Here is a 26,892-nt window from a genome sequence, read left to right on the forward strand (position 1 = left end):
TACCCCGAACGGGTACAAGAGGTGTTCACTGATGCGATGCGAGCCCGCGATGAGGCGTGCGCGCTCGACCGGGTTTCGGGTCAGCCGCTTGGTCGGATCTTGCTCAGGATGAAAGCCGGGACTTCGGTTTAGCTATGGAACCCGTTGGGCGCGGCTCCGAGATGCAACGACTGGAAGCGTTTCTGGCCGGAGCTGTGAACGACGGGGCAGCGTTGCTTCTGTCCGGCGAGCCAGGTGTAGGCAAGACGCTCCTTCTGGACACTGTGGCGGAGATCGCTAGTCAACAAGGAGTGCGCGTCCTCCGCGCCGCGGGAGCGCAGTTTGAGGCCGGTGTCAGCTTTGCCGGCTTGCACCAGGTCCTCCAACCGCTGAAGTCCGACATGGCCGACCTGGACCCCTACCAGGGCGCCGCGCTCAGCACGGCGCTCGGCATGGCCGAAGGTCCACCGCCTGACCAGCTGACGGTCTGTTCAGCATCGCTCGCACTCTTGCAGCACATGGCCAGACGGAGCCCGTTGCTGGTCATCATTGACGACGTGCCGTGGCTGGACCGCCCCAGCGCCATCGTTCTGGGGTTCGTGGCGCGCCGGCTCTCAGGAAGCCATGTCGGGCTGCTAACCGCGGCACGTCCCGGCCAGGAGAGCTACTTCGACCGCTACAGCATTCCGAACCTGACGGTAGGCCCTCTCGACGACGCCGCCGGCGAGGAGCTGTTGACCTCTCGCTACCCGGCGCTGGCGGCTCCGGTGCGACGGCGCCTGCTCGCTGAGGCTGAGGGGAACCCGCTGGCGTTGCTCGAACTGCCAGCCGCCCTCAGCATCGCCCAACGAGCGGGAAACCTGCCGGCTGTGCTGCCGCTCGGTCAACGACTGCAGTCGCTGTTCGCCGGCCGCATTCACGATTTGCCCGAGGTGACAAGGCACATCCTGCTGCTCGCCGCCCTGGAAAGTTCTGGTGACCTTGAGGTGTTGCAAGCCGCCGCGACCACCGCCAAGCCCCCGTCAGACATCAGCGCTCTCGCACCGGCTGAGCGTATTCACCTGGTTGCTGTCGATGACAGGGCGGGGGTTGTGTCTTTCCGTCACCCGCTGACGCGGTCTGCTGTCGTTGAGCTCGCCACGAGCGAGGAACGTCGCTCTGCACATCGGGTGATCGCCGAGCAGCTCGGCGATCACCCTGAACGCCGGGCATGGCACATGGCCGAGGCGACCGTCGGCGTGGACGAGACCTGCGCCGCGCTGCTCGAGCAGGCCGCCACCCGCATCCTTGCTCGTGGTGATGCTGTCGGGGCGGTCGCCGCCCTCACCCGGGCCGCGGAGTTGTCCCCACCTGGGCCAGCGCGGGGACGGCGGTTCGCTGAGGCAGCGTTCGCAGGCGCGGGTGTGACCGGCGAACTCGAGGACGCGGCGCGCCTGCTCGCGGACGCTCACAACGCCGACCCTCACGTCAAGGACTCATTCCAGGCCGCTGTAACGGCTGCTTTCGTGCTGGTCAACGGCGATGGCGACATCGACACCGCCCACCGCCTGATCGTCGGCGCACTCGAGGACGGCGAGCCGGTCAGCGACTTGGGTCTCGTGCACGCCCTGAGCGCGCTGAGCATGATCTGCTTCTTCGGTGGCCGGGCCGAGCTGTGGAAGCCGTTCTACGACGCCTTGGACAGGCTCGAACCTCACGTCCCGCGGTCCCTTCGCCTGATCAGCGAAACCTTCGCCGACCCTGCCCGTACCAGCCCGGCAGCCAGCGCCGCCCTGGATGCGGCCCTGGCCGGGTTGGCGAACGAGGCTGACCCGACCGCGGTCGTCCAGGTCGCGTTCACCGCCGGAACGATCGACCGGTTGGCGCCAGCTCGGCCGGCCCTGCTGCGCGTCGTCCAGATCGGCCGCGAGGTCGGTGCCGCGGGACTGGTTATCCAGGCGCAGGTCCTGCTGGCCCTGGACTCCTACTGGTCTGGTCTCTGGGACGACGCCATCGCTCGTGCTGACGAGGTGGTCGAGCTGTGCCAGGTGCACCGGTTCCCGTTGTTCGCGATCTCCGCCCATCACGTCCACGCCGCGGTAGCGGCGTCTCGGGGAGAGGAGGATGCCCTGTCCCAGGCGCTGAGGGCGTTGACGTCATGGGGAACACCCCGCGGCGCTGGACTTGCCACCCAGATGGAGGCCCATGCCCGTTCGGTGGAAGCCCTGGGTCGAGGTGACTACGACGGCGCGTACCGGTGGTCGGCCAGGATCAGCCCGGCCGGGGTGCTGGCCGCCCACGTCCAGTTCGCGCTGTGGGTCCTGATGGATCTAGTCGAAGGCGCCGTACACACCGGTCGCCTCGCCGAGGCGTCCGCGCACATCCACGCCGTGCAGGAGGCGGGCGTCGCGAGCCTGTCCCCGCGGATGGCGCTGTCAGTTCGCGCGGCCTGCGCGATGGCCGCCGACGACCAGGACGCGCCTGAACTGTTCGACGAGGCGCTGGCCACCGTCGATGCCGATCAGTGGCCGTTCTACCTGGGCCGCGTCCAGTTGGCCTACGGGCAGCGGCTGCGGCGGCTGCGCCGTCCCACCGATGCCCGCGTCCAGCTCGAGCGCGCCTTGGAGACGTTCGAACGACTCGGAGCCCATCCTTGGCAGCTGCGGGCGAGCGCTGAGTTGCGCGCCACCGGGCGTTCGTCACTACCCGCCCACCGCCGGCCACCCCGCACGTCCACGCCACCACCTGCGGACCTGACACCCCAGGAACGGGCCATCGCCGAACTCGCGGCAACCGGCCTCACGAACAAACAGGTCGGTGAGCAGCTCTACCTCTCCCACCGCACCGTGTCCGGACATCTGCACCGGATCTTTCCCAAGCTCGGGATCACTTCACGGGCCGCGCTACGCCGGGCCCTGGACCAGCACGACGCGGGCGCCTCGACGCACCCGCAGGGGGACGTTCCGGACCCGACGAGCTAGCCGGAGGAATCAGGCAGTCAGATCGGAGTCGCCAGCAGAGTCATCTGACTCATGCGGCCCACCCTATCGTCGCCCTAGCGTCATGGGCTCAACGAGATCCGAGAGGGAGGACTCACCATGCCTGCATCCACGCCAAACGTGGTCTTGGTCCACGGAGGGTTCGTCGACGGTTCCGGCTGGAAGGCCGTGTACGAGCGACTGACAACCTATGGCTACAACGTTGCCGTCGTGCAGCACCCGACCCTGTCGCTGGACGGAGACGTCGCCGCCACCAAGCAGGTGATCGACAGCCTCGACGGGCCAGTCGTACTGGTCGGGCACTCCTACGGCGGTGTGGTCATCACCGAGACCGGCACCGACGACCGCGTCGTCGGTCTGGTGTACATCGCGGCGTTCGCACCCGACAAGGGCGAGTCGGTGAACACGCTCATCGCCGACCCACCACCGGGCGCCCCGGTCCCCCCGATCCTGCCGCCCCGCGACGGGTTCCTGTTCCTGGACCGCGACAAGTTCCACGAGTCGTTCGCCGGCGATCTCCCGCACGACGAGGCTGCCTTCATGGCAGACTCCCAGGTCCCCTGGGGCGTCGACGCCCTCGCCGGCACGGTCAGCGAGCCGGGCTGGCGCGTCAAGCCCAGCTGGTACCTGATCGCCACCGATGACCACATGATTCCCCCGCCCGCACAACGCGCTATGTCCGAGCGAGCCGGCTCCACCGTCGTGGAGTCCCCCGGCAGCCACTCGATCTACGTCTCCCAGTCGCAGGCAGCCGCCGACCTGATTCGCACCGCCGTCGAGGCGCTCACCTGAGCCGAGGCGACCGTCAAACCCGCCTCTCGCATTGCGTCCTGGTCAGGCCCGACCTGGAGCGGAACTGCCCCGCTGAATCGGGACCGCACCTAGCCCCCCCGTGCCTTGCGGCGAAGAGGACGGCACCCAAGTCAGCACAACTCATTGAAACGAGGAGCTCACCATGAGTACGAATATCTCGCGCCGCCAGGCGCTGATGACGGGCGCAGCCGTCGCCGGGTCAGCTGTGCTGCTCGGCACTGGGCTCGGGGCAGAGGCGGCGGCCGCTGCCGAACCGCAAGCCGCCAATCGCGGGCCGAAGGTCAAGCCGACCATCGTGCTGGTGCACGGTGGCTACGCCGACTCGTCCTGCTGGAACGACGTCATCCGCGAACTGCAGCACGAGGGCTACACCACGATCGCCGGGTCCAACCCGCTCCGGGGGATCCCCACGGACGCCCCGTACATCGCCAGCCTGCTGGACTCCATCCCCGGGCCGGTTGTGCTGGTCGCGCACTCCATGGGCGGAACCGTCATCACCAACGCCGCCGCCGGGAAGGGCAACGTCAAGGCGCTGGTCTACATCTCGGCGTTCGTGCCCGACGTGGGCGAGACGCAAGGCGACCTGATCAACAAGTTCCCGGGCAGCGAGGTCCTCCCGGTGAGTGTGCCGGTCGCGTACACCAAGGCGGACGGCACCACCGGAACCGACCTGTACCTGAGCAAGGACGGACAGGCGGCCTTCGCCGCCGACATCTCCAAGGATGCATTCCGGGTCCTGCAGGCCACCCAGCGGCCGTTCGACGCGGACTCGTTCATCTTTCCGACGACGGCCGCCGCGTGGAAGACGATCCCGTCGTGGGGGCTGGTCGCCGGCCGGGACAAGGCGATCCCGCCCGCGTGCGAGCGTTTCATGTACAGCCGCGCCAAGGCGCGCAAGGTCGTCGAGGTGCCCACCTCGTCCCACGTCGCGATGATCAGCCACCCCCGGACCGTCGCCCGACTCATCAAGGACGCAGCTAAGGCGACCTGCTGACCTCGCCGTTCAGTGCACCGGCTCATCCGCGTGGGCCGGGGCACTTGCGGGACTCGCGCGGGAGCGCGCTCCCATTCCGAGATCCGCTCCTGTGGGCAGTTGCCGAGCGAGCCGGAGGAAAGGATCAGGCGCCGATCACGACCGGCCGTGAATCTGGTGGCAGGATGCGCGACGTGGACCCTGAAGCGGTGCCCTGGCGCGCCACCGTCGATGTTGAACTCCAAGATCCGCTCACCGAGGCCAAGGTGGCCGACCTGATCACCCGACTATCGGTGGCGCATGGCGGGGTCAGCTTCAGCGGGAAGAGCGACTTGAGAGTCAAGATGACCGTGCTGGCCGCGACGATCCCCGATGCGGTCCTGGACGTGCAGGTGCTCCTCGGTGATGCCCTGGCCAAGGTGGGGTGCTCTCTGATGGTGATGCGCGCGGTGAAGGTTCGGGCCGACGACAAGCACCCAGATGCTTGAGGTCGCCCGAGCCAGCATGGCCGTCCGCAGTGGCCATCAGCTCCGCAGTCGCAGGAAGATCCGCGACAGGTAGGCGAGCCCACCGATGGCGCCGATCATGGCGTAGGGCCACAGGTCGCCTTCGCGCGCGACCTCGATGACGAAGCGCGGAAGGCGGCCAGCGCAGGTCAGGCAGAACTCGACGGGTGCCAGTCGGGGGCCTTAGGCGCTGCGCGGTACCGCGGCCGTGGTGGTTCCCCCCGCCGCTGCTCGGCGGGTCAGCTCCTCCTTGGCGAGGCGCTGCACGAACAACGGTACGAACGCGCGGATGGGTGCGTCGGTGAACTGCCCAGCGACCTGGTCCAGGACGTGGTCCACCTCGGCTTGGCCCATCTGCTCGTCGAACTGCGCGTGCACTGAACAGGACGCATCGCCCAGGTCGGGGTGAAGGCTAGGGCGGCTCGCGCCGATGTCGAGCTGGATGCGATCCATGGCCCGATAGTGGGGCCGCCGGGTGAACGGCAGGTGAACGACGTCTTTAGCACTTCGGCTACTCGCCGGTAAAGCGAAACTCTGTCTGCCACGGGCCGTCGGTCTTGACAACGTCCCAGTAGCGCTCAGCGATACGTTCCGGGTCGAAGGCAGTGCCGTCAACGATCTGTCCGGCAATGGTGAGCGTCGCCACTCGTACTCCGGCCGGTTCCAAGTCGGCGGCGAGCATGGTCGCGGCCGACCGGAGAGCGGCCTTGCCGAGAGAGACCGTTGCGAGCGCTGGGATTGGGTGGTCTGCGAAGCCACCCCCCGTCACGATGATGGTGCCGAATCCCGCGGCCCTCATGGCCGGGGCAGCCACCTGTGCGACCACGATGGCACTCACCACGTCGACCGCATACGCGGTCTGCAGGTGCGCGACACTCGCACTCAACAGTTGGTCCGGCGTCCCCATCACCGCGTTGTAGATGACGACTCCAGGCGCCTCGTCCGCGCGGTAGAGCTCAGCCAGTCGGGCACCCAGGCCCTCGGGATCGCTGGCGTCCGCCTCAATCGTGGCGATCTCGGCGCCCGTGTCAGACAGGCTGTCCGCGAGGTCAGCCAGCCGGTCGGCACTGCGAGCGACCAACGTGACTCGGTAACCTCCGATTGCGAAACGGCGAGCGACGGCCGCGCCCAGGCCCGGACCGGCGCCGACCAGCAGCAGGTGACTGCGGCTGACACTGTGGGCGCGGGCGCTCGCGTCCGGGTCGCTGGTAGATGGCTCTGTCATGGGCGACCTCTCTGTTCGTCGACCTGGCCTTGAAGCCCGTCGGCCGGGGCTAGGCGGCTTGGCTGACCTGACGCAGAGGCGCGAGGGCCTGACTCCAAGCGATGACCTGGTCGAGCAGTGTGTTGAGTGCTGGGGCTTGATGCCCAGCAGGTGCGAGCTCGGTGAACTCCTTGAAGTCCATGAAGAGGGACAAGGCAACGTTGGTTCGCACGTCGGCCAGCTGCAGCTCGCCAGCGATCAGCCGCAGGTGCTCGGCGGCTCTGGTGCCGCCGGTGGCGCCGTACGAGACGACACCCATGGCCTTGTTGTTCCACTCGGCGTACACGTAGTCGATGGCGTTCTTCAGCACTCCTGAGGTGGAGTGGTTGTACTCCGGGGTGACGAAGACGAACCCGTCGAATCGTCCGATGGTGGCGGCCCAGTCCTTGGTGTGGGCGTTCTGGGTCTGGCCCATGCTCGGGGGCAACGGTTCGTCGAGGTGCGGGAGCGGGTAGTCGATGAGGTCCACAAGCTCGAACTCGGCGTCGGTCCGCCGCCGCGCCTGGTTCATCACCCAGTGTGCAACCTGTTCGCCGCGGCGACCTGGCCGGGTGCTCCCGAGGATGACGGCGATGCGGATCATGTCTCCTCCTCCTCCTTGCTCTGGATCAGAGTGACAACGAGACCCGACGCATGGTCGTGGCCCTGCCGATCAGAGGCTCAACCCCGATACTCGCTGCAGCAGCTGAGCCCTCGCATCCCGGAACCCCGTAGTCTGCTGGCGGGTCGCTAAGGCGTGAGTGCGGCGCCCGGCTCGGGCGGCAACATCAGTGCGAGCTTGGTGCGTGAGTTGATCTCGAGCTTCGCAAAGACCTTGCGTAGGTGGTACTCGACGGTGTGCTTGCTGATGTAGAGCCGCGCCCCGATGTCTGCGTTCGACAGGCCGTCTCGGGCAAGGCGGGCTATCTGCATCTCTTGCGGAGTGAGGTCAGCTCTCATCCCCACGGCGCGTTTGCGGGCGTGCTCGCCGGTGGCTGCCAGCTCGAGGCGCGCACGCTCGGCGAACGCCTCCATGCCGAAGTCGGAGAACAGGTCGTGGGCTGTGCGTAACTGGCCGCGGGCATCCAGGCGTCTGCGATCGCGCCTCAGCCATTCGCCGTACAGAAGGTGCGTACGGGCGAGATCGACAGCCATCCTCGTCCGTCCGAGACGATCTAGGGCTTCGAGGAACAGTTCCTCGGCCCGGTGATCATCCGCCAACAGCGCCTCCGAACGAGCTGCGAGGCCACGGGCCCAGTCCGTCCCGCTTGCCTCGGCCATCGCGGTCAGCCGCGAGCAGATATCGACGGCCAGTTCCGGCGTTCCGGCTCTGGCCGCCGCCTCGATGTGCTCGACCATGCCCCAGTTGATGGGGCCGCCGAGGTCGTGCGGATACTCCAATGCCCGAGTCGCCGCCTCGCGAGCCTCGACGTAGCGGCCGAGGCCGTTGTACAGGACCGCTTGCGCCCAGTCGAGCACCGAGAGCCCGATGCCTTCACCTCGCCGCGTCGCGTCCCTGCGGCCTTGCTCGATCAGCCAGAGCGCCTCGGGCTCGCGGCCGCGCAGTGCGACGAGCCCCACCTCTCCGTATGGTGCCAAGGTGGCGCCTGTGGCATCGGTCGCCGACCTGATCTCGTCCACTAGGGACGCCGCCTGTGTCAGTTCGCCCGCGAAGAGATGTCCGAAGACCCGCTGGCTCAGGGCGAGCGGGAGCTCGGCGAGCGCGCCGGTCTCCCGGGCGATCTGCACGTGCCGTTCCGAGATCGCCAGCCAGCGCACGTCGTCCCAGAGGTGGACGGACGAGATGGAAACGAGCCACTTCCAACGGAGTTGCTCGTTCACGGCCATTCCGCTGACATCGAAGGCATCCTGCGCTCGGCGCAGGCTCGGGGCGGAGGCCACGTAACCCTCACAGAGAAAGGTCGTAAGGCCCTCGAGCAGCAGGTCGGGGGCGCGGAGTACGGCCGGCTTCGGCGCGGATGCCGCGGCCACCGCCACGTCGATCGCGCGTGCGCCAGGTGTCCCCAGCCTCCCGGAGAACAGCGCGGCCGACAGTGCTTCGAGGTACGTCTCAGAGGCCAGCGCCGGAGACAGGGGCGTCAGCCGCCGGGCGGCCGCGAGCAGCAGCGTGGGTGCGTCGCTGCCATGGGTGGAGGCGAAGGCAATCTGCGCGCGCAGCAGCTCGACCCGCGCCTGACCGAGCTCGTCGAGCGCACCGACGTCCGCGGACGAGAGCAGAACGAGCGCCTCTTCGAGGGCGCCGGCCAGGAATTTCGTGTGAGCCGCGACCAGCGCGCGCTGCACTCGATGTGCGGGCTCGGGAGTCAACGCCGCGGCGCGTTCGAGGAAGGCGGCAGCAGCGGCAAGCCCGCCTCGCGCCTGCGCCCGCACCGCCGAGTCCTCAAGCTCGCGGGCCACCTGTTCGTCGGGCATGAACGCCGCCTGCGCACGGTGCCACGCACGACGATCCGGGTCGATCTGAGGATCGGTCGCGTCCGCGAGCGCGCGATGAACCGAGCGACGCTCAGTCGGCTCCGCGGTCCCGTAGACCGCCGATCGCACAAGCGGATGACGAAACGCCACTGCACCGTCGACTGTCAGCAGGCCCTCGGACTCGAGGGCTTGCACGGCGAAGTCTGGGATTTCAAGCTGTTCCGCTGCACGCCATAGAAGCGCAGGGTCTCCGACCGGTTCTGCCGCCGCTAAGAGGAGCAGTCGCCTCGCGTCGCGCGGGAGCCGCGTCAGTCGCCGCGTGTAGCTCTGCTCGATCCCATTGGACAGCGGCATCGCCGCGGGCAGGCCGAACCCGCCAGCGAGCTGGGTGGGCGTCAGCCCACGCGGGAGCTCCAGGAGGGCGAGAGGGTTCCCCCCGGTCTCGGCGATGATCCGCTCGAGTACGGATTCGTCGAGCCGCGCGGCGAGGACGGACTCCAGCAGTGCCCGGGCATCCCGGTGTCCGAGCGGATCGACGCGGAGCCGCGGGAACCGGGCCAGCCCTGCGCCCACGTCACGCGTCGCGAACGCGAGCGCGATCCGCTCTGCCAGCAGACGGCGAGCCACGAACGCGAGCGCTCGGGCCGATGCGCCGTCGAGCCACTGCGCGTCGTCGACGATGCACAGCAGGGGCTGCTGCTCGGCCGCTTCCGAGATGAGCCCGAGGGTCGCGAGCCCGACGAGAAATGGGCTCGGCGCAGGTCCGGCGCTGAGGCCGAAGGCGACAGCCAGGGAGTCACGCTGAGGATCAGGGAGATGTTCGGCGAACTCCAGCAGCGGTGCACACAACTGCTGCAGGACCGCGTAGTCGAGCTCCATCTCCCCTTCGACCCCGGCTGTCCGGACGACGCGGAAACCGTTGCCTGCCTCGACGGCGTACTGGAGCAACGCGGTCTTTCCGACGCCGGGGTCACCGTGGACGACAAGAACGCCCCCGTGCCCGTCCCGCGCGGAATCCATCAGCCGTTCGAGCACGGGGCGCTCGCGCTGCCTCCCGAGCAGAGCCCCCGCGTGTGGGGTGACCACCATCCCCGCAGCATGCCACCCGAGTCATGGACTACGGGTTTCCGGGATTCGATCGCTTGACGACGACCGTCACGATCCGATGATGACCGAAACAGCCACGGACAACCTTCCCGACTATGCGCCCGTCCCGCGCTCGGCCCTCGGTCCCGCCCTGAACGAGCAGGGCTACTACGTCGGTCGCGTCGAGCGGAACCTGTACTGGATCACCGACGGCACCTACCAGTCGGCGTTCCTGACGACCTCCGACGGCGTCGTCCTGCTGGACGCGCCGCCGACGATCGGCCACAACATTCAGCGAGCTGTCGACGAGATCGCGGCCGCAAACGGAGTCAGCAACAAGGTGACCCACCTCATCTACTCCCACCACCACGCCGACCACGGGGGGGCCTCGTCCCTCTTCGACAAGAACGTCACCCGCATCGGACACGAGGAGACCCGGCGTCTCCTGCTGCGCGACGACGACCCGGCCAGGCCCCCGAACGAGGAAACCTTCCAGGACAACCGGACCCTGAACATCGGCGGCGAGCGGATCGACCTCGCCTGGCACGGCGCCAACCACACACCCGACAACATCCTGATTCACCTGCCAGACCACGAGACCCTGATGCTCGTCGACATCGTCAACCCCGGTTGGGCGCCCGTGTACATCTCCAACCTGACCGAGGACATCCCCGGATACATCGAGGCGCCGGCGAACGCGCTTGCGTACGCCTGGAAACAGTTCATTGGCGGCCACCTCACCCGGCTCGGCACCCGCGACGACGTGACGTTGCATCAGCAGTACATGGCCGACATCGCCACGAGCGTCCGAAGTGCGATCGACACCCTCGATCCAACCCGCTTCTACCAGCGCTACGGCGAGAACACCTGGGCGGCGGTGAAGGCCCACCTCGACGCGACTACCGCCGCCGCCGCCGCACCGGTGATCGAGAAGTACACCGGTGTCCTCGCGGCCGCGGATGTGTTCACCGAGAGCACCACGTTCTGGGTGATGGAGTCCATCCGGCTCGACCTCGGCTACGGCTCACAGGTGCACCCCTGATGGTCAGCCTCCCGAAACGCGACCCTGTCAGCGATCACCTGCTCACGCCACGGGAGAGGTACCGATGAGCAAGCAGCAGCAGCTTCAGCTGGACGCCATCCTTCGCCAGGGCGGGCTCGACACCAGCGCGGATGTCCCGACCATGCGGGCGGCGTTCGGCGAGCTCATGGCACAGGTTCCGGTGGCTCCCGATGTGCAGCACGAGGCTGTCGAGATCGGCGGTGTCGCGGGCGTCGAAGTGACCCTCCTTGGCAACAAGTCCGAGAGCGTGATCCTCTACCTCCACGGGGGTGTCTACGTCATCGGCTATGCGGCAGCCACGGTGCCCTTGGTGGGTGAACTAGTTCGAAGAACGGGCGGCTGGGCCATCACGCTCGAGTACCGACTAGCTCCCGAACACCCCTATCCGGCCGCGGTCGACGACGCCCGAGCCGCGTACGAAGGACTACTCGCGAAGGGCATTGCCCCGGCTCAGATCGCGCTCGCGGGCGAGTCGGCGGGAGGCGGGCTGGCAGTTGCCACACTCCTCGCCCTACGGGAAGCGGGCGTGCCCCTGCCATCCTGTGCGTACCTGATGTCGCCGTACGTCGATCTGACACTGTCGGGAGAGACGCTCGCCGGGAAACGGGAGGTCGACCCGCTGCTGACTCCCGACGGGCTCCGCGCGCGGGTTCCGGACTACGTGGACGGGGCAGATGCCTCCGACCCGCACATCAGTCCAATCTTCGGCGACCTCAGGGAACTGCCTCCGCTCCTCATCCAGGTTGGATCCCACGAGATCCTGCTCAGCGACGCTCTCCGGCTCGCCGGACGGGCAGCCATCTGCGACGTCCCGGTCACGCTCGATGTCACTCCAGGCGTCCCGCACGTCTTCCAGGCGTACGCCGGCCTCCTCGATGAGGCCGGCCTGGCGCTAGACCGGGGAGCAGGCTTCTTGACGGCTCAACTCGGCGGCACTGGACCACGCCATGAGCTAGCCATCGACCTGCCCTCGGTGACGCCATCGAGCGGGAACGCCCCGTAGTCGGGCGACGTCAGCATGCGCGGCGTCATGGCGGCCCGTGACCCGCCTGCACGCGCGGACGCCCCCTCGCGCGAACCTGGATGGGGATGATTGACGTAACGCAAAGGGCCCGCACCGTCAACTGTGCGGGCCCTGCTCACGTGGTGGCAGGTGAAGGATTCGAACCTTCGAAGCTTTCGCGACGGATTTACAGTCCGCTCCCATTGGCCGCTCGGGCAACCTGCCGTGCCGCACTCGGAGTGACCCCCCAATGCAACGGATGGAAGGATAGCAAGGACGCCCCACAGATCCGAAAACGGAGGTAACCATGGCCGACTCCTCGATGGACGTCGTGAGCAAGGTCGACCGACAGGAGGTCGACAACGCGCTGAACCAGGCCGCGAAGGAGGTCGCCCAGCGGTACGACTTCAAGGGCACCGACGCCTCGGTGGCGTGGAGCGGCGAGACGATCCTGATCAAGGCCAACAGCGAGGAGCGCGCAAAGGCCGTGCTCGACGTCCTACAGACCAAGCTGGTGCACCGCGGGGTATCGCTGAAGTCGCTGGACAGCGACGAGCCGAAGCCGTCCGGCAAGGAGTTCCGGATCGAGTCCAGCCTCAAGGAGGGGCTTAGCCAGGAGAACGCCAAGAAGGTCTCCAAGCTCATCCGCGAGGAGGGGCCGAAGTCCGTCAAGGCGCACATCCAGGGGGATGAGCTGCGGGTGACCAGCAAGTCCCGCGATGACCTGCAAGAGGTTCAGCGCATGCTGAAGGCAGCCGACCTGGACGTCGCGCTCCAGTTCACGAACTACCGCTGAGCCCCCGGTGACCACGGGTCGGACGGTCCAGGCCGGCATCTACCGCGAGGGCGTCTTCGGGCGCCGTCCGGTGGTGCCGACCTCGCCGTCCGCCCTGGAGCACGCCGCCCGACGGCGGATGAGCCGCCGCGGGTTCGCTTACGTCGCCGGATCGGCCGGTCAGGAGCGCACCGCCCGGGCGAACCTCGCGGCGTTCGCCCGCTGGCAGGTCGTCCCCCGGATGCTGCGGGACGTCTCGGCACCGAACGTCGGCCTCGACCTGTTCGGGAAGCGCCTGCCAGCCCCGCTGCTGTTGGCCCCGATCGGCGTGCTGGAGATGGCCCACCGCGAGGCGGATCTTGCCGCCGGCCGGGCTGCCGCCGCAGTGGGTCTGCCGATGATCCTGTCCAGCCAGGCGTCGCGCCCGATGGAGGATGTCGCGTCTGCGATGGGTGCCGGGCCGCGCTGGTTCCAGCTCTACTGGAGCAGCAACGACGACCTGGCCGAGAGCTTCGTGCGCCGCGCCGAGGAGTCGGGCTCCACCGCCCTCGTGGTCACGCTCGACACCCACACGCTCGGCTGGCGCACCCGCGACCTCGACCTGGGCTACCTGCCGTTCGCGCACGGCCTGGGCATAGCGCAGTACACGTCGGACCCGGTCTTCATGGACCTGGTCCGCCAGCGCGCTGCCGCCGCCCCGGCACCGGGCAAGGGGCCACGACCGACTCCGGCCGCCGTCCGTGCCCTGGTGTCGATGGCGCGGCACTACCCGGGCCGGGAGCGCCTGCCCGCTCGGCTGCGCTCGCCCCTGCCGAGAGCCGCCGTCGAGACCTTCCTCGACGTCTTCTCCCGGCCGTCGCTGACCTGGGACAACCTGACCTGGCTGCGCGAGCGCACACGGCTGCCCATCGTGCTGAAGGGCATCCAGCACCCGGCCGACGCGACGCGTGCGCTGGACGCCGGGGTGGACGGCATCGTGGTGTCGAACCACGGCGGCCGGCAGGTCGACGGCGCCATCGCCTCGCTGGACGCGTTGCCGCCGATCGTCGAACGGGTCGACGGCCGGGTGCCGGTGCTCTTCGACAGCGGTGTGCGGTCCGGCGCGGATGCGTTCGTGGCGCTGGCCCTGGGCGCGACTGCGGTCTGCCTCGGACGGCCGTGGGTCTACGGCCTCGCGTTGGCGGGCGAGCGCGGTGCACGCGCTGTGCTGCAACACATCTGGGCCGAGCTCGAGCTGACGATGGCCCTCGCGGGGTGCGCCACCCTCGCGGAGATCAACCGCGACACGATCACCGCGGCCCCGACTGAGGGCTGACCCGGTCAGCTTCGCCGGGCGATCCCGAACACCCCAGCGGCCGCCACGAGCAGGGCTGCCACCAGCGGAACCAGCACGACGCCCGGCCCGAACGTGCTGGAGAACCCGCCGTCGCCGTCGGTCGTCACGGTCGCGACGTCCAGGCCGAACAGCCGGAACCCGTCGCTGCCTGCCGGGCCGCCGCTGCGGGCCATGCCGAGCACTATGGGCAGCAGCAGCCCCAGGAACATCAGGGTCGCGAAGGTCAGCACCACCTTGACGAGGAGTCGGGCCCAACGGCCATCGGCAGTGCTGGTCATGAGGTACTCGCTCTCTGCTCAGGGTGCTGCGGGGCGGAATCTGTGCGGACGACATCGGGTGCCGGGGAGCGCAGGACCTTGCCGTCGGGCGCCCAGGGCAACAGCGATACGAGGTGGGACGCCGCAATGGCCAAGGCAGCGGCGACGTCCAGCCCGGCCCGCACGGTCAGCGCGAGGGCGAGCGCCACCGCGGCCACCGCGGCACCCGCGAGCGGCCCCGCGGCGGCCGCCCGCCAGCGCCGGTGAGCATCGCGGTGCGCGACCAGCACCCGGACGCCGCCGAGCGACCGGACGTACGACACCCGACCACCGCCGAGCCCGACGGCATGCGCAACCTCGTGCGCCGCAACGGATCCGACCAGGACGGCGCTCGCGACGATCACCTGCACTGCGAGACTCGAGCCGGTCGCGGCTAGGACCACCGCAACCGTCCACAGGGCGACGGTCATCGGCAGCAGGCACCCGGCGACAGCAGCGACCAGGCTCAGCAGGCCGCCGGGGATCACGACCTCCCGCCGGTTCGCGAAGGTCAGCTCCATGCTGCGGGCGGCCAGCCACCCCGCCGTCCTGGTGGGGTGTCGCAGACCTGCGGCGGCCAGCCACGGCGAGCCGACCCAGCAGTGGTCGACGGGGCGCCGCTGGACGTTGAGCAGCCCCGCATCGTTCAGGCCGGCCACCAGGCGCAGGACGTCCCGACGGACCGGGGACATCGGGAAGCGGGCCTGCAGCAGCGACGCAGCACCGTCCACGGTGGCCCCGGCCACCAACGCGCCGACGACCGTCCGCGCGGAGCTGTTCAGGCCCGCAGTGCCGGCCACGACGTCGTCGCGCAGGCCCGAGTCGGTAAGCCGCACGCCGGGCGCGAGGGTCAGCCGGCGGTATCGGAATCGCCGGTCCGCGAGCGCCGTCAGGCCGGCTCGTACGGCGGTCATCGGGTGAACGGTGCGCGCTTGCGCGCGACTGCAGTCAGCGCCGGGACGGCGGCCAGGACCGAGCCGACGACCGCACTGCCCAGCCACGTCCACGCCGCGCCGGTCAGGCCACCGACGAGCACCGACCCGGCCCCGAGATGGGCCAACGACACGGACGCGGGCAGGTCCACGGCTGCCGCCCGCACGGGTCGCACTGCCGCCAGGACGAGGGCCAGCACCGAGGCCACCACGGCCACAGCCGAGAACCGGGCCAGCTCAGCCATCGTCATCCAGGACCCGCCGGACAGCGACGCGGTCAGCGCCCCCAGCAGTGTCACCGACACCCCGGCGACCAGCGAGACCGCGACCACCGAGCAGGTCGACTCGGCGGGACGGATCCGGTGCCCGGCCAGGCCGCCACCCGCCGGGATCGCCTTGGCCACCACCACGAGTGCCCCCGCGGACGCCGGCACGATCACCAGGAGCGGCCAAAGCCCGACGTACATCTGCCCCAACGACTCGGTCGACGGGTATCTGCCGACCGTGCCGGCGATACCGATGAGCACCACCAGGGCGGCGGAAGACGGCAGGCCCAGCGGGTCGCGCCACAGCAGGCACAGCGGATGCCAGAACCGTTGCCGGGCAAGGGACCTGAGTGGCCACCGGGACCGCCGGGTCGTGCGACGCTGAGCCAGCCAGTGCGGCCGCAACGGGGCCACCCCACCAGTGGCCAGCAGCACGATCCAGGCGCTGGCGGCGACCGCGACAAGCACGGGCACCAGACCCGACCGAGCCGCGATCCCACCAGCCGTTAACAGCACAATCAGGGACGTCGCGAACCGGCTCGCCGGCAGTACCGCGCGGGTCCGGACGACGGCCCTGGTGAGCCCCTCGACCCCGAAGCCGATCCCGAGGCCGAGCAGGACTCCGGCCGGCAGGTCGACGGCGGCCAGCCTGGCCACATCCAGCACCGCGAGTCGGGTGCCGGGCACGAGAACGGCGAGCAGCATCACGACGCCGAGGGCACCAAGGGCGGCTGCCCCTGCGGACCTGGCCAGCTGCAGCCCGCGTGGGCTGAACCGGTGCGCGAACGGCGCGATCTCGGGACGGATCGCCAACGACGCCGTCGCCGCGGAGGCGGTGAACAACGTCCCGGCCACGACGGCGACGGTGGCTAGGCCGTAAGCGGCCCGACCCGCGGGCATCCCGGCGAGCAGTCCGTGTGTCGCCGCACGCAGCGCCCAGCCGCAGGCCAGCAACCCGATCAGCACCACCGCGACCTGCTCTGGTGCGACGCGACGCAGGGCGCTGCGGTGCGCCCGCATCCCCCCTCGCAGCAGGATCAGGGCGTCGCCGATCACTGGAATGCCTCGGCTGCCTCGCGGGCGATCCGGTCGCGGTCGATGCCGGTCAGCGCCTCGTAGGCCTCCGGCAGGTTGGCCGTCCCCGTTCTCCCGAGCACCTGCTGCGGCGGTCCGGCCATCACGACCCGCGAGCGGAGCAGAACGACGTGGTCGCAGAGCCCCTCCGCGAACCCGAGGTTGTGGGTCGAGACGACGATCGTGGTACCGGAGTCCGCCAGCGATCGCAGCACCAGCTTGAGGACGACGTGCTGGTCCGGGTCGAGCCCGTTGGTCGGCTCGTCGATCACCAGTACCTGCGGGCGGCAGGTCAGGTTGGCCAGCAGCTGCGCCTTGCGCCGGGTGCCGTGCGACAGGTCGCGACTGAGCCGGTGCAGGTGCTCTCCCAGCCCGAACAGGTCGCAGAGCCGCTCGAACCGGTCGGCTGGGAACTGTGTGTCCGCTCCGACCAACCGGGCGTGGACCGACCAGGTGAGCCGGGCCAGCTCGTCGGGCGAGAGGTCCTCGTAGAGCTCGTCGCTGTCGGGCACATTGCCGATGGCCCGCCGCTGGGGCGAGGTGCCAGCCGGCTGGACGGCGTCGTCGATCACGACCGCACCCTGATCCGGTGGCGTGAGGCCGAGCAGGATCCGGAACAAGGTGGACTTGCCGGAGCCGTTGGGGCCGAGCACCCCGGTGACGGCTCCGGACGGGAGTCGCAGGCTGACGTCGTCCAGCGCGTGCACGGCGCCGTACGACTTGGAGACGGACTGGGTACGAATCAAGGCTGTGCCCTTCGGCGGGGACGTCGGACGGTGACTGGCGCGCGGGGAGCGGCGCGAGGGTGGAGGGACCTCGCGCCGCCACCCGTCCCCGCGGTTAGCCGCAGGCGATCCTCCAGTGCGTCCAGCCCTTCTGCGCCCACTCGAGCCGGTGGCCCTTGAGGATGCAGAAGATGGCCACGCCGCCGAGCGTGAGGATGACGACGATCAGGACGATGAAGATCCAGAAGGCCATCTGGGCGGCGTTGACCGGCCCGCTCAGGTCGGCCTGCGGCGCGTCGTACGCGTCCGGTGCGGAGACGAGATCCGTACTGGTGATCATGGTGGCCCTCTCTGACGTGGATACTGACACGCGCCATGCTGGCCGCGTGTCAGTAAGTCATCAAGAGATCCAGAGCAGACCCTGATGGGTCGGCGATCCGGTCGGGGATCGGATTGGCGGTGGAGTTGGCGCTGGGGTCAGCTCAGCGCCGGTACCCGGCCTTCGCCTCCAGCCGGGCGATGCGCTCAGCCATCGGCGGGTGCGTGCTGAACAGCTTGCTGATGCCGTCGCCGCGGAACGGGTTGGCGATGAACATCGAGCTGGCATTCACCAGGTCGCGGTCCGGCGGCAGCGGCAGCTGCTTCGTGCCGGCGTCCAGCTTGCGCAGTGCCGAGGCCAGGGCCAGCGGGTCACCGGTCAGCGTCGCGCCGTCCTCGTCCGCGTCGTACTCACGGGTACGGCTGATCGCCAGCTGGATCACGGTGGCCGCCAGCGGCGCGGCGATGGCGATCAGGATCATCGCGAACGGGTTGGGCCGGTCGTCGTCGTCCCCGCCGAACGCGCCACCGAAGAACAGGCCGATCTGCGCGATCGACGTGATCACGCCACCGATCGCGGCCGCGACCGACGAGGTGAGGATGTCGCGGTTGTACACGTGCATGAGCTCGTGACCCAGCACACCGCGCAGCTCACGCTCGTCCAGGATCGCCAGGATGCCCTCGGTGCAGCAGACCGCCGCGTTGCGCGGGCTGCGGCCGGTGGCAAAGGCGTTCGGCGCCATCGTCGGCGACACGAACAACCGCGGCATCGGCTGCTGGGCGGCGGTCGACAGCTCGCGGACGATCCGGTACATCGCGGGCTGCTCGGCCTCGCTGACCGGGTGCGCGTGCATGGCCTTGATGGCCAGCTTGTCGCTGTTCCAGTAGCCGTACCCGGTCATCACCACACCCAGCAGCGCGAACGCCCAGATGTACTGGCCGCCCTGGAACACCGCGCCGATCATCAGCAGCAGGCCGAAGATGCTCGCGAACAGCAGCGTCGTCTTCAGCCCGTTGTAGTGCTGGTGGCCCATCCTCATCAATCCGATCCTCGTGCACCAACGATCCCGGCCGCACCGAGCAGCCGTCCCATGAACGCCCGAGCACCACCCGGACGTTCCCGCGCACCGATGATTCTGCCCTGTGCTCGCGGTCTGCACCGGTAGGCACGGATCGACGAAGGAGAGGACCGTCATGCCCATGCTCGACCTGAACCCCGCCGCTCAGGAGGTGCGCCGGCTGCTGGACGGCGTGCAGGACGACCAGCTGAGCGACGCCACGCCGTGCGAGGGCCGACCGGTGGCGGCGATGCTCGACCACCTGATGGGTCTGACGCTCGCCTTCAAATGGGCGGCCACCAAGGACCTGCCGCCCGGTGCGGGCGGCCGACCACAACCCGCTGCCGACTCCCTGGACCCGGACTGGCGCACGGTGCTGCCGGGGCGGCTGGACGCCCTGGCGGAGGCCTGGCAGGACCCCCAGGCCTGGACCGGGATGACCGAGGCTGGCGGCATCCAGCTGCCGGGCGAGGTCGCCGGCCTGGTCGCCCTGGACGAGGTCGTGCTGCACGGCTGGGACCTGGCGCGGGCCACCGGGCAGTCCTTCCGCTGCGACCCGGCGAGCGCCGAGGCCGTGCTCGGCTTCACCGAGGCCTCCGCCCGACCGGACCAGTCACCGCGGCGCGAGGGGCTGTTCGGACCCGTCGTCCGCGTGCCGGACGACGCGCCGGTCCTGGACCGTGCGCTCGGCTTCGCCGGGCGCGACCCGAGCTGGCAGGCCCCCGGCTGAGGACGGCCGGCCTCAGGCCTCGGTCGCCTCCTGCAGCGGTGCGGGTTCGTCCTCCGCGCCCAGCAGAGGTCCGTAGATCGCACCGGCGATCACCGCACCGACGATCGGCGCGACCCAGAACAACCAGAGCTGTCCGAGCGCCCAGCCTCCCGCGAAGAACGCGACGCCGGTGGACCGGGCGGGGTTCACCGACGTGTTCGTGACCGGGATGGACATCAGGTGGATCAACGTGAGCGCCAGCCCGATCGCCAGCGGCGCGAAGCCCTTGGGCGCCCGGGTGTCGGTCGCGCCCAGGATGACCAGCACGAAGCCCGCGGTCAGCACCACCTCGATGACGGCGCAGGACAGCAACGCGTATCCGCCGGGCGAGTGGTCGCCGTACCCGTTGGCCGCAAAGCCGCTCGCGTGCGCGCTGAACCCGTCCTGCCCGCTGGCGATCACGAACAGCACCGTGGCCGCCGCGGTCGCCGCGACCACCTGGGTGACCACGTACCCCGGCACGTCCCGCCAGGCGAACCGCTTGGCGATCGCGAGCCCGATCGTCACGGCCGGGTTGAAGTGCGCCCCGGAGACGTGACCGACCATGTACGCCGCGGTCAGCACCGTGAGCCCGAAGGCGAGCGCGACGCCCGCGAACCCGATGCCCAGGTGTACCCCGTTGCTGACGAAGCCGGAGGCGAGCACCGCGGCGCCGCACCCGCAGAGCACCAGCCAGAAGGTGCCGAACCCCTCGGCGGCCAACCGTCGTCCCATGCTGAACATCTGCATCGACCGGCCTTCCTGGCAAAGCGACCCAAGACGGTCGCCGTCAGACGACAAGTTAGAGCCGCCCTGGCGCGTTGCGCCTCACCCGCTGCGGGGGAGGTCGCTCAGCGAACTGCCGACCCGGCCAGCAGGCCGACCACACCTTCGGGCAGGACGGACAGCGCGATGCAGCCGGCCGTGGCGACGGAAAGCGCCACCCGGCCCGTCCAGCGCTGGGTCATCGGCGACCGTTCGACCGACTCGCCGCCGGAGAAGATCTGCACCGCCCAGCGTAGGTACACCGCCACCCCGAGGACGACGTTGGCCACCGCACCGGCAACCAGCCACCACGCACCGACCCCGACCACCGGCACGAGGGCGATCACCTTGGCGACCAGCCCCACGATCCCGGGTGGCAGGCCGGCCAGGCAGAGCAGCCCGAACACCAGGGCGAGCGCGACGGCGGGCTCGCGCCGCCACAGCCCGGCGTACGCGTCCAGGCGGTGCCCGGCGCCGCCGTCCGCGTGGTTCGCGGTGCGCGCCACCACCGCGAACACGGTCAGCGTCCCCGCCACGTACGCGAACAGGTACCCCACGGACGCCGACACCGCGCCCGGCACGCGGCTCTGCCCGACCGCACCGGCCAGCGGCAGCAGCACCCACCCGGCCTGGGCGACGGTGGACCAGGCGAGCAGCCGCACCGCCGAGCTCTGCCGCAGTGCGACGAGATTGCCGACCGTCATGGTCAGCACGGCGAGCGCCCCGACCGGCGCAGCCCACAGCCCGGAGCGCTCCGGCGCGCCGACCGCCAGCACCAGCACGACGGCCGCCAACCCGGCCGCCTTGGACACCGTGGACAGGAACGCCGCCACCGACAGTGGCGCGCCGGCGTAGGTGTCCGGCGTCCAGAGGTGGAACGGCACCAGCGAGAGCTTGAACGCCGCGCCGGCGACGACCAGGGCAAGTCCGAGCCCGTGCAGCAGCCGCACGTCGCCGAGCCGGTCCGAGACCCCCGCCCCGAGCATCAGCGACCCGGTCGACGCGTAGAGCAGGGCCAGGCCGAGGGCGAGCAGGCCGAACGAGAGCACCGCGGTCAGCAGCAGCTTCACCCCGGCCTCGGCGCCGACGCTGTCGCGGCGCAGCGCCACCAGACCGATGATCGGCAGGGACGCCGTCTCGAACGCCACCGCAAACGTGGCCAGGTCGCGGGCGCCGGCCAGTGCGCAGGCCCCCGCCGTGGCGGTGAGCAGGAGCAGCAGCATCTCGGCCCGCGGCAGCTCGGGCCGGTCGTCGTCGGCCAGGGCGAGCAGCAGGCAGATCAGCGCGGACAGCAGCACGACCATCTGGAGCGAGAAGCTCAGGCGACCGGCGACGTACCCGCAGCTGGCGGCGGTGCTGCCATGGCAGAAGGTCAGCCGGGTGCTGTCGCCCAGCACGGCCAGCGAGCCGATGGCGACCAGCAGCGACGCCACGGCCAGCACGTCCAGCACCCGGCGCCCGCGCCCGCGGGGCAGGGCGGCGTCCACGGCGAGCACGAGTACCGCGCCGACCGCCGGTGCCAGCGCGGGCAGCAGCGCGACGGCATCGACCGCCGGGACCCCGCTCACACCCCACCCCGCGCGATCGCGAGCAGGCCGAGGACGCCGGGTTCGGTCATCCGCAGCAGCAGCCAGGGCACCAGCCCGAGCAGCACGGTCACCGCCACCATCGACGTCCCCACCAGCACCTCTACCCGCGTCGCGTCCGAGCGAACGGACGCTGCAGCGACCGGTTCGTCGGACGTTGCGGCTTCGGGGCCGGCTTCGGGGACGCCGTGCCAGACCACCCGCAGCACCCGCAGCAGATAGGCGGCAGCCAGCACCGTGCCGACGACGGCGAGCACGGCGAGCGTCCGCCAGAAGGCAAGGTCACCCTGCGGCGGCCCCTGCCACGCGCCGTAAACTGCCAGCAGCTCGCCCCAGAATCCGGCGAGCCCCGGCAGCCCGAGGCCGGCGACGCAACCGAACGCGAGCAGCGCGCCCAGGTGCGGACTGCCGTCCCGAAGGCCGCGGCCAACCCGGTCCAGCCGGCCGCTGCCCGTACGGTCCTTCAGGCCGCCGACCACCAGGAACAGCAGCGCCGTGATCACTCCGTGCGCCACGTTCGCGAACAGCGCGCCCTGCAACCCCTGCGGCGTGCCGGAGGCGATGCCGAGGGCGACGAAGCCCATGTGCGCGACCGAGGAGTAGGCGATCAGCCGCTTCAGGTCGCGCTCGACCAGGCAGACCAGCCCACCCCACAGGATCCCCACCACGCCGAGCGCCCCGAGGAACGGCGCCACCTGCGCAAAGCCCTGCGGCACGGTCGGGACGACGATCCGCACCATGCCGTAGCTGCCCATCTTCAGCAGCACGCCGGCCAGCAGCACCGACCCGACCGTGGGCGCCGCGGTGTGCGCGCTCGGCAGCCAGGTGTGCAGCGGCCAGACCGGCACCTTCACGGACAGGCCACCGACCAGCAGCCCGGCGACCACGAGCTGTGTCGTGTGCGACATCCCGGTGCCGTGCGCCGCGGCGAGCTCGACCAGGTCGCTCGTCCCGGTATCCAGCGCCAGCACCAGGATGCCCAGCAGCATCACAGCCGACCCGAGCGCGGTGTACAGCACGAAGCGGGACGCCGCGTCGCGCCGTCCGGCGTCGTCGTGCGGGTCACCCCACCAGCGGATGATCGCCCACATCGGCACCAGCACGATCTCGAAGGCCACGAAGAACAGCACGACGTCCGCCGCGGTGAAGGTGGCCAGCGCACCACCCTCGACCGCCAGCAACGCGACCACGAGCGATCGCAGCGTGCCGGTCGGGGCGCTGTCGCCGGAGGCCACCGCCTCGGGCGAGGCCACCGGCGACTGGCGCGCGGCGTGCACCGTCACGGCCACCCCGAGCGCCGCGGTCAGCACGATCAGCGGCCAGCTGATGCCGTCCACCACCAGGTGCAGCCGGACCCCGAGCGTCGGGATCCACGGCCAGTCGATCTCCAGCGCCGGGCCGGGGCTCTGCCACGGGCGGGCGGCCAGCATCAGCACCGCGCACAGCAGCACGACCGCGCTGGTCACGACGCCGGTCACGGCGGCGACCTGCTCGCCCAGCGCGCGGGGCGCCAGCAGCAGGCCGAGCGAGACCAGCAGCGGCAGGCCGACCGCGAGCAGCAGCAGGTCGCTCATCGCAGCCCCACCCCCACCACGACCGCCACCAGCGCGCCCGCGACCAGCCAGGTCAGGTAGCCGGTGGTGACGCCGGTCTGCGTGCGCCGCAACGCGATCCCGGCCCAACGGCTGGACGTCGCCGACCCCCGCACGTACGCGTCCACCACGTCCTGGTCGCCGGCCGTCACCAGACGGGCCAGCGCGCGAACCGGCCGGACCACGAGCCGGCTCTGCGCGGCGTCCACCCCGAAGCCGGCCGTCAGCACCCGCTGCACCCAGGCCGGCAGCACGGACGCGGGGTCGCCCACCCGCGCGGCCAGCGCCACCGTGCCAGCGACACCGGCGATCGACGCCAACGCGCCGACCAGGGCGGTCACCGGACCCAGATGCACGGTGCCCGGGATGATCGGGGCGAGCAGCAGTAGCCCGCCGGCCACGGTCGGCACCGCGAGCACCAGCAGGACCCCGGTCATCGCGGCCGGAACGGGCACGACCGGCACGGCACCGGCCTCCGCGGCAGCCACCGCCGTCGCACCGGAGTCCTCGGCCAGATCCGCCTCGGCGACCTCGGCCATCTCCTGGTGCGCCTCGGCCGGGGTGTCCCGGACCACCAGCCACCACGCCCGCGCGCAGTAGGCAGCCGTGACCAGGCCGGTGACCAGACCGACGACCAGCACCAGGACGCCGGTCCACGGCTGGGCGCCGTGGATGCCCTCCTCCGCCGCTCCCAGCACGGCCTCCTTGGACCAGTAGCCGGACAACGGCGGTACCCCCGCCAGCGAGGCGAGCCCCAGGGTGAACAGCACCGCGACCAGCGGCGAGCGTCGCCCGGCACCGGCGAGGTCGCCGAGCGCAGTGCTGTGCACCTGGTGCGCCAGCGCCCCGGCCGACAGGAAGAGCAGCGCCTTGAAACCCGCGTGGGACAACAGGTGCACCAGGGACGGCGCCGGGCCGAGCTCGGGCGTGGTGACCGCGATCGCGGCCAGGATGTACGCGACCTGGCTGATCGTCGACCAGGCCAGCACCCGCTTCAGGTCGGTCTGCACACACGCGATCAGGGCAGCGCCCAGCATGGTGACCGCGGTGACCACCGCGAGCGTCGCGCGGGTGTCCGGCGCGGCCAACAGCATGGGCAGCAGGCGGGCCAGCACCACGCCACCGGCGGCCACCATGGTCGCCGCGTGGATCAACGCCGACACCGGCGTCGGGCCCTCCATCGCGTCCGGCAGCCAGGTGTGCAGCGGGAACTGCGCGGACTTGCCGATCACCCCGACCACCAGCAGCAAGGTGGCGACGGTCAGCGTCGTCGTCCCGATCGACGCCAGCTCGCGCGGGCGCAGCAGGACGCTGATGCTCGTCGTCCCGCTGGCCACCCAGAGCACGATGATGCCGAGCACGAAGCCGATGTCGCCGAACCGGGTGACCAGGAACGCCTTCACGGCCGCGGCGCGGGCCGCCTGCCGCTCGCTCTCGTGCCCGACCAGCAGGTACGAGCACAGGCCCATGACCTCCCAGCCGATCAGCAGCAGCACCAGGTCGTCGCTCTGGACGACGACCAGCATCGCGGCCGTGAACAGCGAGACGGTCGAGGCGAACGCCCGGTAGCGGGGGTCCTTGGCCTGGTAGGCGATCGAGTACACCTGCACGCACAGCGCAACGGTGGTGACCATCACGGCGACCACCGCGCTCAGCGCATCGGCGCGGACGGCGAGCTCGATGGTCCCCGCGCCGGTGGGCACCGGCGGCAGCAGCGGGACGGCGACCGCGAAACCGCCGTCGCGAACCTGCACCAGCTCGCTGATCGCCGCGACCAGGGCGGCACCCGTACCGACCACGGCGATGATCGCTTGTCCCGCTCGCTCCCCGCGCGGCAGCAGCAGACCGCACAGCGCAGCCAGAGCCGGTAGCAGGACGACGAGGCGGGCCGCCTGGGCGATCCCGCTCACCTGACGTCCACGGCAGCGGCCGGTGCCTGGTCGACGGCTCCGACCGCCGTGCTCGCCTCGCCGAGGTCGCGGGCGGCGCTCAGGTCGACGTCACCGCGACGGCGGAACAGCAGCATCACCACGGCGAGCGCCAGCCCCACCTCGGCGGCCGCGATCGTGACCACGAAGATGGCCAGCACCTGCCCGCCGTGCAGCTGGTCGCCGTAAGCGGTGTCGAAGGTGACCAGCAGCAGGTTCGCCGAGTTCAGGATCAGCTCGAGACCGACCAGGACGAGCACCGCGTTGCGCCGCGCCAGGACGCCGTACACGCCGGCACCGGCCAGCACGGCGGCGAGCACCATCGGGGGGGCCAGGTGCATCAGTGCTCCCGGTCGTCTCGGGAGAGCACCAGCGCGCTGACCAGGGCGGCCAGCAGCAGCAGCGAGAGCAGCTCGAACGGCAGTGCCCAGGCGCCGAACAGCGAGCGCGCAAGGGGTTGCGCCGCACCGCGTTCGGGGGCGACCACCACGGCGCGACCGCCGGCCGCCAGCAGCAGCGCGGTGCCCAGCAGCCCGGTCACCGCGACCGCGCAGACCGCGGCGGCGAGCCGCTGCACCCAGCCGGCGTTCACCTCGTCCGAACGACCGATCGGCGCGCGGGTCAGCATCAGCGCGAACAGCACCAGCACCACGACGGCGCCGACGTACACCAGCACCTGCACCAGCGCGACGACCTCGGCGCCGAGCACCAGGTAGCAGCCGGCCAGCGCGCCGAGGGCGGTGACCAGCCACAGCGCCGAGTGCACGACCTGCCGGGTCGTCACAGCCAGCACGGCCGACGCCCCGGCGACCAGCCCGAGCAGGGTGAACAGCACGTCGCGGCTGGTCACGAGACGTCCCGGCGCGGTCGGGCCGGGCGGGCGGCGGCGGCGACCTCCTTGGGCTCGGCGGCGCCGGGGTCGGCCGCGGGCGGCGGCGGGACGGTGGCCATCCACTCGCCCAGCCGCTCCTTGCCCTGCAACAGGTCGCGGATGTCCAGCTCGGCGTACTCGAAGTGCGGGGTCCAGTGCAGCGCGTCGAACGGGCAGACCTCGATGCAGATGCCGCAGTACATGCAGAGCGAGAAGTCGATGTCGAAGCGTTCCAGGACGTTGCGCTGGCGCTCGCGCCCGCCCTCGGTGGTGGCCGGCAGGGTCTGCTTGCTGGAGTCGATGTAGATGCACCAGTCGGGGCACTCGCGGGCGCACAGCATGCAGACCGTGCAGTTCTCCTCCAGCAGCGCGATGACCCCGCGGCTGCGTGGCGGCAGGTCCGGGGCGACGTCCGGGTACTCAGCGGTGTGGCTGGGGGTGGCCAGCGTTCTGGCGGTGACCGCCAGGCCCTTCAGCAGCCCGGGGATCATCCGGTCGCGGCGCGCGGCCTCGGCGGGGCTCCCTGCGTCGCGCTCGCGCTCATC

The 26,892-nt window shown here is 70.6% G+C and carries 26 protein-coding genes and 1 tRNA gene; 9 read left to right on the top strand and 18 right to left on the bottom strand.

Annotation, left to right across the window (positions count from 1 at the left end):
• Window positions 1–134 precede the first annotated feature (134 nt).
• From ACPPVT_RS19920 to ACPPVT_RS19935, 4 genes are all read left to right on the top strand, one after another.
• A complete protein-coding gene (locus ACPPVT_RS19920) occupies window positions 135–2,939 on the top strand; it encodes an ATP-binding protein (protein ID WP_426563352.1) in 2,805 nt (934 codons plus the stop codon).
• 117 nt (window positions 2,940–3,056) lie between these two features.
• On the top strand, window positions 3,057–3,749 hold the full coding sequence (locus ACPPVT_RS19925) for an alpha/beta fold hydrolase (protein ID WP_426563354.1): 693 nt from the start codon (window positions 3,057–3,059) through the stop codon (window positions 3,747–3,749).
• Window positions 3,750–3,912: 163 nt separating this feature from the next.
• Window positions 3,913–4,764, top strand: a complete 852-nt coding sequence (locus ACPPVT_RS19930) for an alpha/beta fold hydrolase (RefSeq protein ID WP_426563356.1) — start codon at window positions 3,913–3,915, stop codon at window positions 4,762–4,764.
• Between the two features lie 164 nt (window positions 4,765–4,928).
• On the top strand, window positions 4,929–5,231 hold the full coding sequence (locus ACPPVT_RS19935; protein ID WP_426563358.1) for a hypothetical protein: 303 nt from the start codon (window positions 4,929–4,931) through the stop codon (window positions 5,229–5,231).
• A gap of 201 nt (window positions 5,232–5,432) precedes the next feature.
• Here the strand turns inward: ACPPVT_RS19935 and ACPPVT_RS19940 are convergent, their stop codons facing one another.
• The 4 genes from ACPPVT_RS19940 to ACPPVT_RS19955 all read right to left on the bottom strand — a co-directional run bounded on the left by ACPPVT_RS19940 (window position 5,433) and on the right by ACPPVT_RS19955 (window position 10,014).
• Complete coding sequence (locus ACPPVT_RS19940) at window positions 5,433–5,702, bottom strand: three-helix bundle dimerization domain-containing protein (protein ID WP_426563360.1); 270 nt, start codon at window positions 5,700–5,702, stop codon at window positions 5,433–5,435.
• Between the two features lie 58 nt (window positions 5,703–5,760).
• Window positions 5,761–6,474, bottom strand: a complete 714-nt coding sequence (locus ACPPVT_RS19945) for an SDR family NAD(P)-dependent oxidoreductase (protein ID WP_426563362.1) — start codon at window positions 6,472–6,474, stop codon at window positions 5,761–5,763.
• 49 nt (window positions 6,475–6,523) lie between these two features.
• Window positions 6,524–7,096 carry an NADPH-dependent FMN reductase gene (locus ACPPVT_RS19950; protein WP_426563364.1) on the bottom strand — a complete coding sequence of 191 codons (573 nt, stop codon included), beginning with the start codon at window positions 7,094–7,096 and terminating at the stop codon, window positions 6,524–6,526.
• Window positions 7,097–7,242: 146 nt separating this feature from the next.
• The gene (locus ACPPVT_RS19955; protein ID WP_426563366.1) at window positions 7,243–10,014 is read right to left on the bottom strand and encodes an AAA family ATPase; all 2,772 of its coding nucleotides are present in this window, start codon (window positions 10,012–10,014) and stop codon (window positions 7,243–7,245) included.
• Between the two features lie 79 nt (window positions 10,015–10,093).
• On the opposite strand from ACPPVT_RS19955, the gene ACPPVT_RS19960 reads away from it, so the two are divergent.
• On the top strand, window positions 10,094–11,053 hold the full coding sequence (locus ACPPVT_RS19960; RefSeq protein ID WP_426563368.1) for an MBL fold metallo-hydrolase: 960 nt from the start codon (window positions 10,094–10,096) through the stop codon (window positions 11,051–11,053).
• Between the two features lie 64 nt (window positions 11,054–11,117).
• Window positions 11,118–12,077, top strand: coding sequence for an alpha/beta hydrolase (locus tag ACPPVT_RS19965; protein WP_426563370.1), 960 nt, complete (start codon window positions 11,118–11,120; stop codon window positions 12,075–12,077).
• Between the two features lie 141 nt (window positions 12,078–12,218).
• On the opposite strand, the gene ACPPVT_RS19970 is transcribed toward ACPPVT_RS19965, so the two are convergent.
• A tRNA-Tyr gene (locus tag ACPPVT_RS19970) sits at window positions 12,219–12,302 on the bottom strand.
• Window positions 12,303–12,384: 82 nt separating this feature from the next.
• On the opposite strand from ACPPVT_RS19970, the gene ACPPVT_RS19975 reads away from it, so the two are divergent.
• Together ACPPVT_RS19975 and ACPPVT_RS19980 are read left to right on the top strand one after the other, a co-directional pair.
• Window positions 12,385–12,873, top strand: coding sequence for a YajQ family cyclic di-GMP-binding protein (locus ACPPVT_RS19975; protein WP_426563372.1), 489 nt, complete (start codon window positions 12,385–12,387; stop codon window positions 12,871–12,873).
• A gap of 7 nt (window positions 12,874–12,880) precedes the next feature.
• On the top strand, window positions 12,881–14,167 hold the full coding sequence (locus tag ACPPVT_RS19980; RefSeq protein WP_426563374.1) for an alpha-hydroxy-acid oxidizing protein: 1,287 nt from the start codon (window positions 12,881–12,883) through the stop codon (window positions 14,165–14,167).
• A gap of 5 nt (window positions 14,168–14,172) precedes the next feature.
• On the opposite strand, the gene ACPPVT_RS19985 is transcribed toward ACPPVT_RS19980, so the two are convergent.
• The 6 genes from ACPPVT_RS19985 to htpX form a co-directional block, all read right to left on the bottom strand.
• A complete protein-coding gene (locus ACPPVT_RS19985) occupies window positions 14,173–14,466 on the bottom strand; it encodes a hypothetical protein (RefSeq protein ID WP_426563376.1) in 294 nt (97 codons plus the stop codon).
• Entirely contained in the window at window positions 14,463–15,398 is a 936-nt protein-coding gene (locus tag ACPPVT_RS19990; protein ID WP_426563378.1) for a PqqD family protein, read from the bottom strand. The genes ACPPVT_RS19985 and ACPPVT_RS19990 overlap by 4 nt, the downstream gene beginning before the upstream one ends.
• Entirely contained in the window at window positions 15,395–16,738 is a 1,344-nt protein-coding gene (locus ACPPVT_RS19995) for a hypothetical protein (protein WP_426563380.1), read from the bottom strand. The genes ACPPVT_RS19990 and ACPPVT_RS19995 overlap by 4 nt, the downstream gene beginning before the upstream one ends.
• Window positions 16,735–17,502: an ABC transporter ATP-binding protein gene (locus tag ACPPVT_RS20000; protein WP_426563382.1), complete on the bottom strand. Its 768-nt coding sequence runs from the start codon at window positions 17,500–17,502 to the stop codon at window positions 16,735–16,737. Before ACPPVT_RS20000 ends, ACPPVT_RS19995 begins: the two co-directional genes overlap by 4 nt.
• Before the next feature lie 94 nt (window positions 17,503–17,596).
• Window positions 17,597–17,821 (bottom strand): hypothetical protein, encoded by a 225-nt coding sequence (locus ACPPVT_RS20005; RefSeq protein ID WP_426563384.1) that lies wholly within the window; start codon window positions 17,819–17,821, stop codon window positions 17,597–17,599.
• Window positions 17,822–17,963: 142 nt separating this feature from the next.
• On the bottom strand, window positions 17,964–18,833 hold the full coding sequence (htpX, locus tag ACPPVT_RS20010; protein WP_426567214.1) for a zinc metalloprotease HtpX: 870 nt from the start codon (window positions 18,831–18,833) through the stop codon (window positions 17,964–17,966).
• Between the two features lie 160 nt (window positions 18,834–18,993).
• Between htpX and ACPPVT_RS20015 the strand changes: the two genes are divergently transcribed.
• Complete coding sequence (locus tag ACPPVT_RS20015) at window positions 18,994–19,587, top strand: TIGR03086 family metal-binding protein (protein ID WP_426563386.1); 594 nt, start codon at window positions 18,994–18,996, stop codon at window positions 19,585–19,587.
• Window positions 19,588–19,599: 12 nt separating this feature from the next.
• Here ACPPVT_RS20015 and aqpZ read toward each other — a convergent pair whose 3' ends face one another.
• The 7 genes from aqpZ to ACPPVT_RS20050 all read right to left on the bottom strand — a co-directional run bounded on the left by aqpZ (window position 19,600) and on the right by ACPPVT_RS20050 (window position 26,838).
• Complete coding sequence (gene aqpZ / locus ACPPVT_RS20020; RefSeq protein WP_426567215.1) at window positions 19,600–20,340, bottom strand: aquaporin Z; 741 nt, start codon at window positions 20,338–20,340, stop codon at window positions 19,600–19,602.
• Between the two features lie 116 nt (window positions 20,341–20,456).
• The gene (locus ACPPVT_RS20025; RefSeq protein ID WP_426563388.1) at window positions 20,457–21,938 is read right to left on the bottom strand and encodes an NADH-quinone oxidoreductase subunit N; all 1,482 of its coding nucleotides are present in this window, start codon (window positions 21,936–21,938) and stop codon (window positions 20,457–20,459) included.
• Window positions 21,935–23,530 (bottom strand): complex I subunit 4 family protein, encoded by a 1,596-nt coding sequence (locus ACPPVT_RS20030; RefSeq protein ID WP_426563390.1) that lies wholly within the window; start codon window positions 23,528–23,530, stop codon window positions 21,935–21,937. Before ACPPVT_RS20030 ends, ACPPVT_RS20025 begins: the two co-directional genes overlap by 4 nt.
• A complete protein-coding gene (locus ACPPVT_RS20035; protein ID WP_426563392.1) occupies window positions 23,527–25,458 on the bottom strand; it encodes an NADH-quinone oxidoreductase subunit L in 1,932 nt (643 codons plus the stop codon). The genes ACPPVT_RS20030 and ACPPVT_RS20035 overlap by 4 nt, the downstream gene beginning before the upstream one ends.
• Window positions 25,455–25,817 carry an NADH-quinone oxidoreductase subunit NuoK gene (nuoK, locus tag ACPPVT_RS20040; RefSeq protein WP_426563394.1) on the bottom strand — a complete coding sequence of 121 codons (363 nt, stop codon included), beginning with the start codon at window positions 25,815–25,817 and terminating at the stop codon, window positions 25,455–25,457. Before nuoK ends, ACPPVT_RS20035 begins: the two co-directional genes overlap by 4 nt.
• Window positions 25,817–26,326: an NADH-quinone oxidoreductase subunit J family protein gene (locus tag ACPPVT_RS20045; RefSeq protein ID WP_426563396.1), complete on the bottom strand. Its 510-nt coding sequence runs from the start codon at window positions 26,324–26,326 to the stop codon at window positions 25,817–25,819. Before ACPPVT_RS20045 ends, nuoK begins: the two co-directional genes overlap by 1 nt.
• Window positions 26,323–26,838, bottom strand: a complete 516-nt coding sequence (locus ACPPVT_RS20050) for a NuoI/complex I 23 kDa subunit family protein (RefSeq protein WP_426567216.1) — start codon at window positions 26,836–26,838, stop codon at window positions 26,323–26,325. Before ACPPVT_RS20050 ends, ACPPVT_RS20045 begins: the two co-directional genes overlap by 4 nt.
• Between the last annotated feature and the right edge of the window lie 54 nt (window positions 26,839–26,892).

The sequence above is a fragment of the Angustibacter sp. McL0619 genome, from assembly GCF_049994355.1.
Classification (GTDB): domain Bacteria; phylum Actinomycetota; class Actinomycetes; order Actinomycetales; family Angustibacteraceae; genus Angustibacter.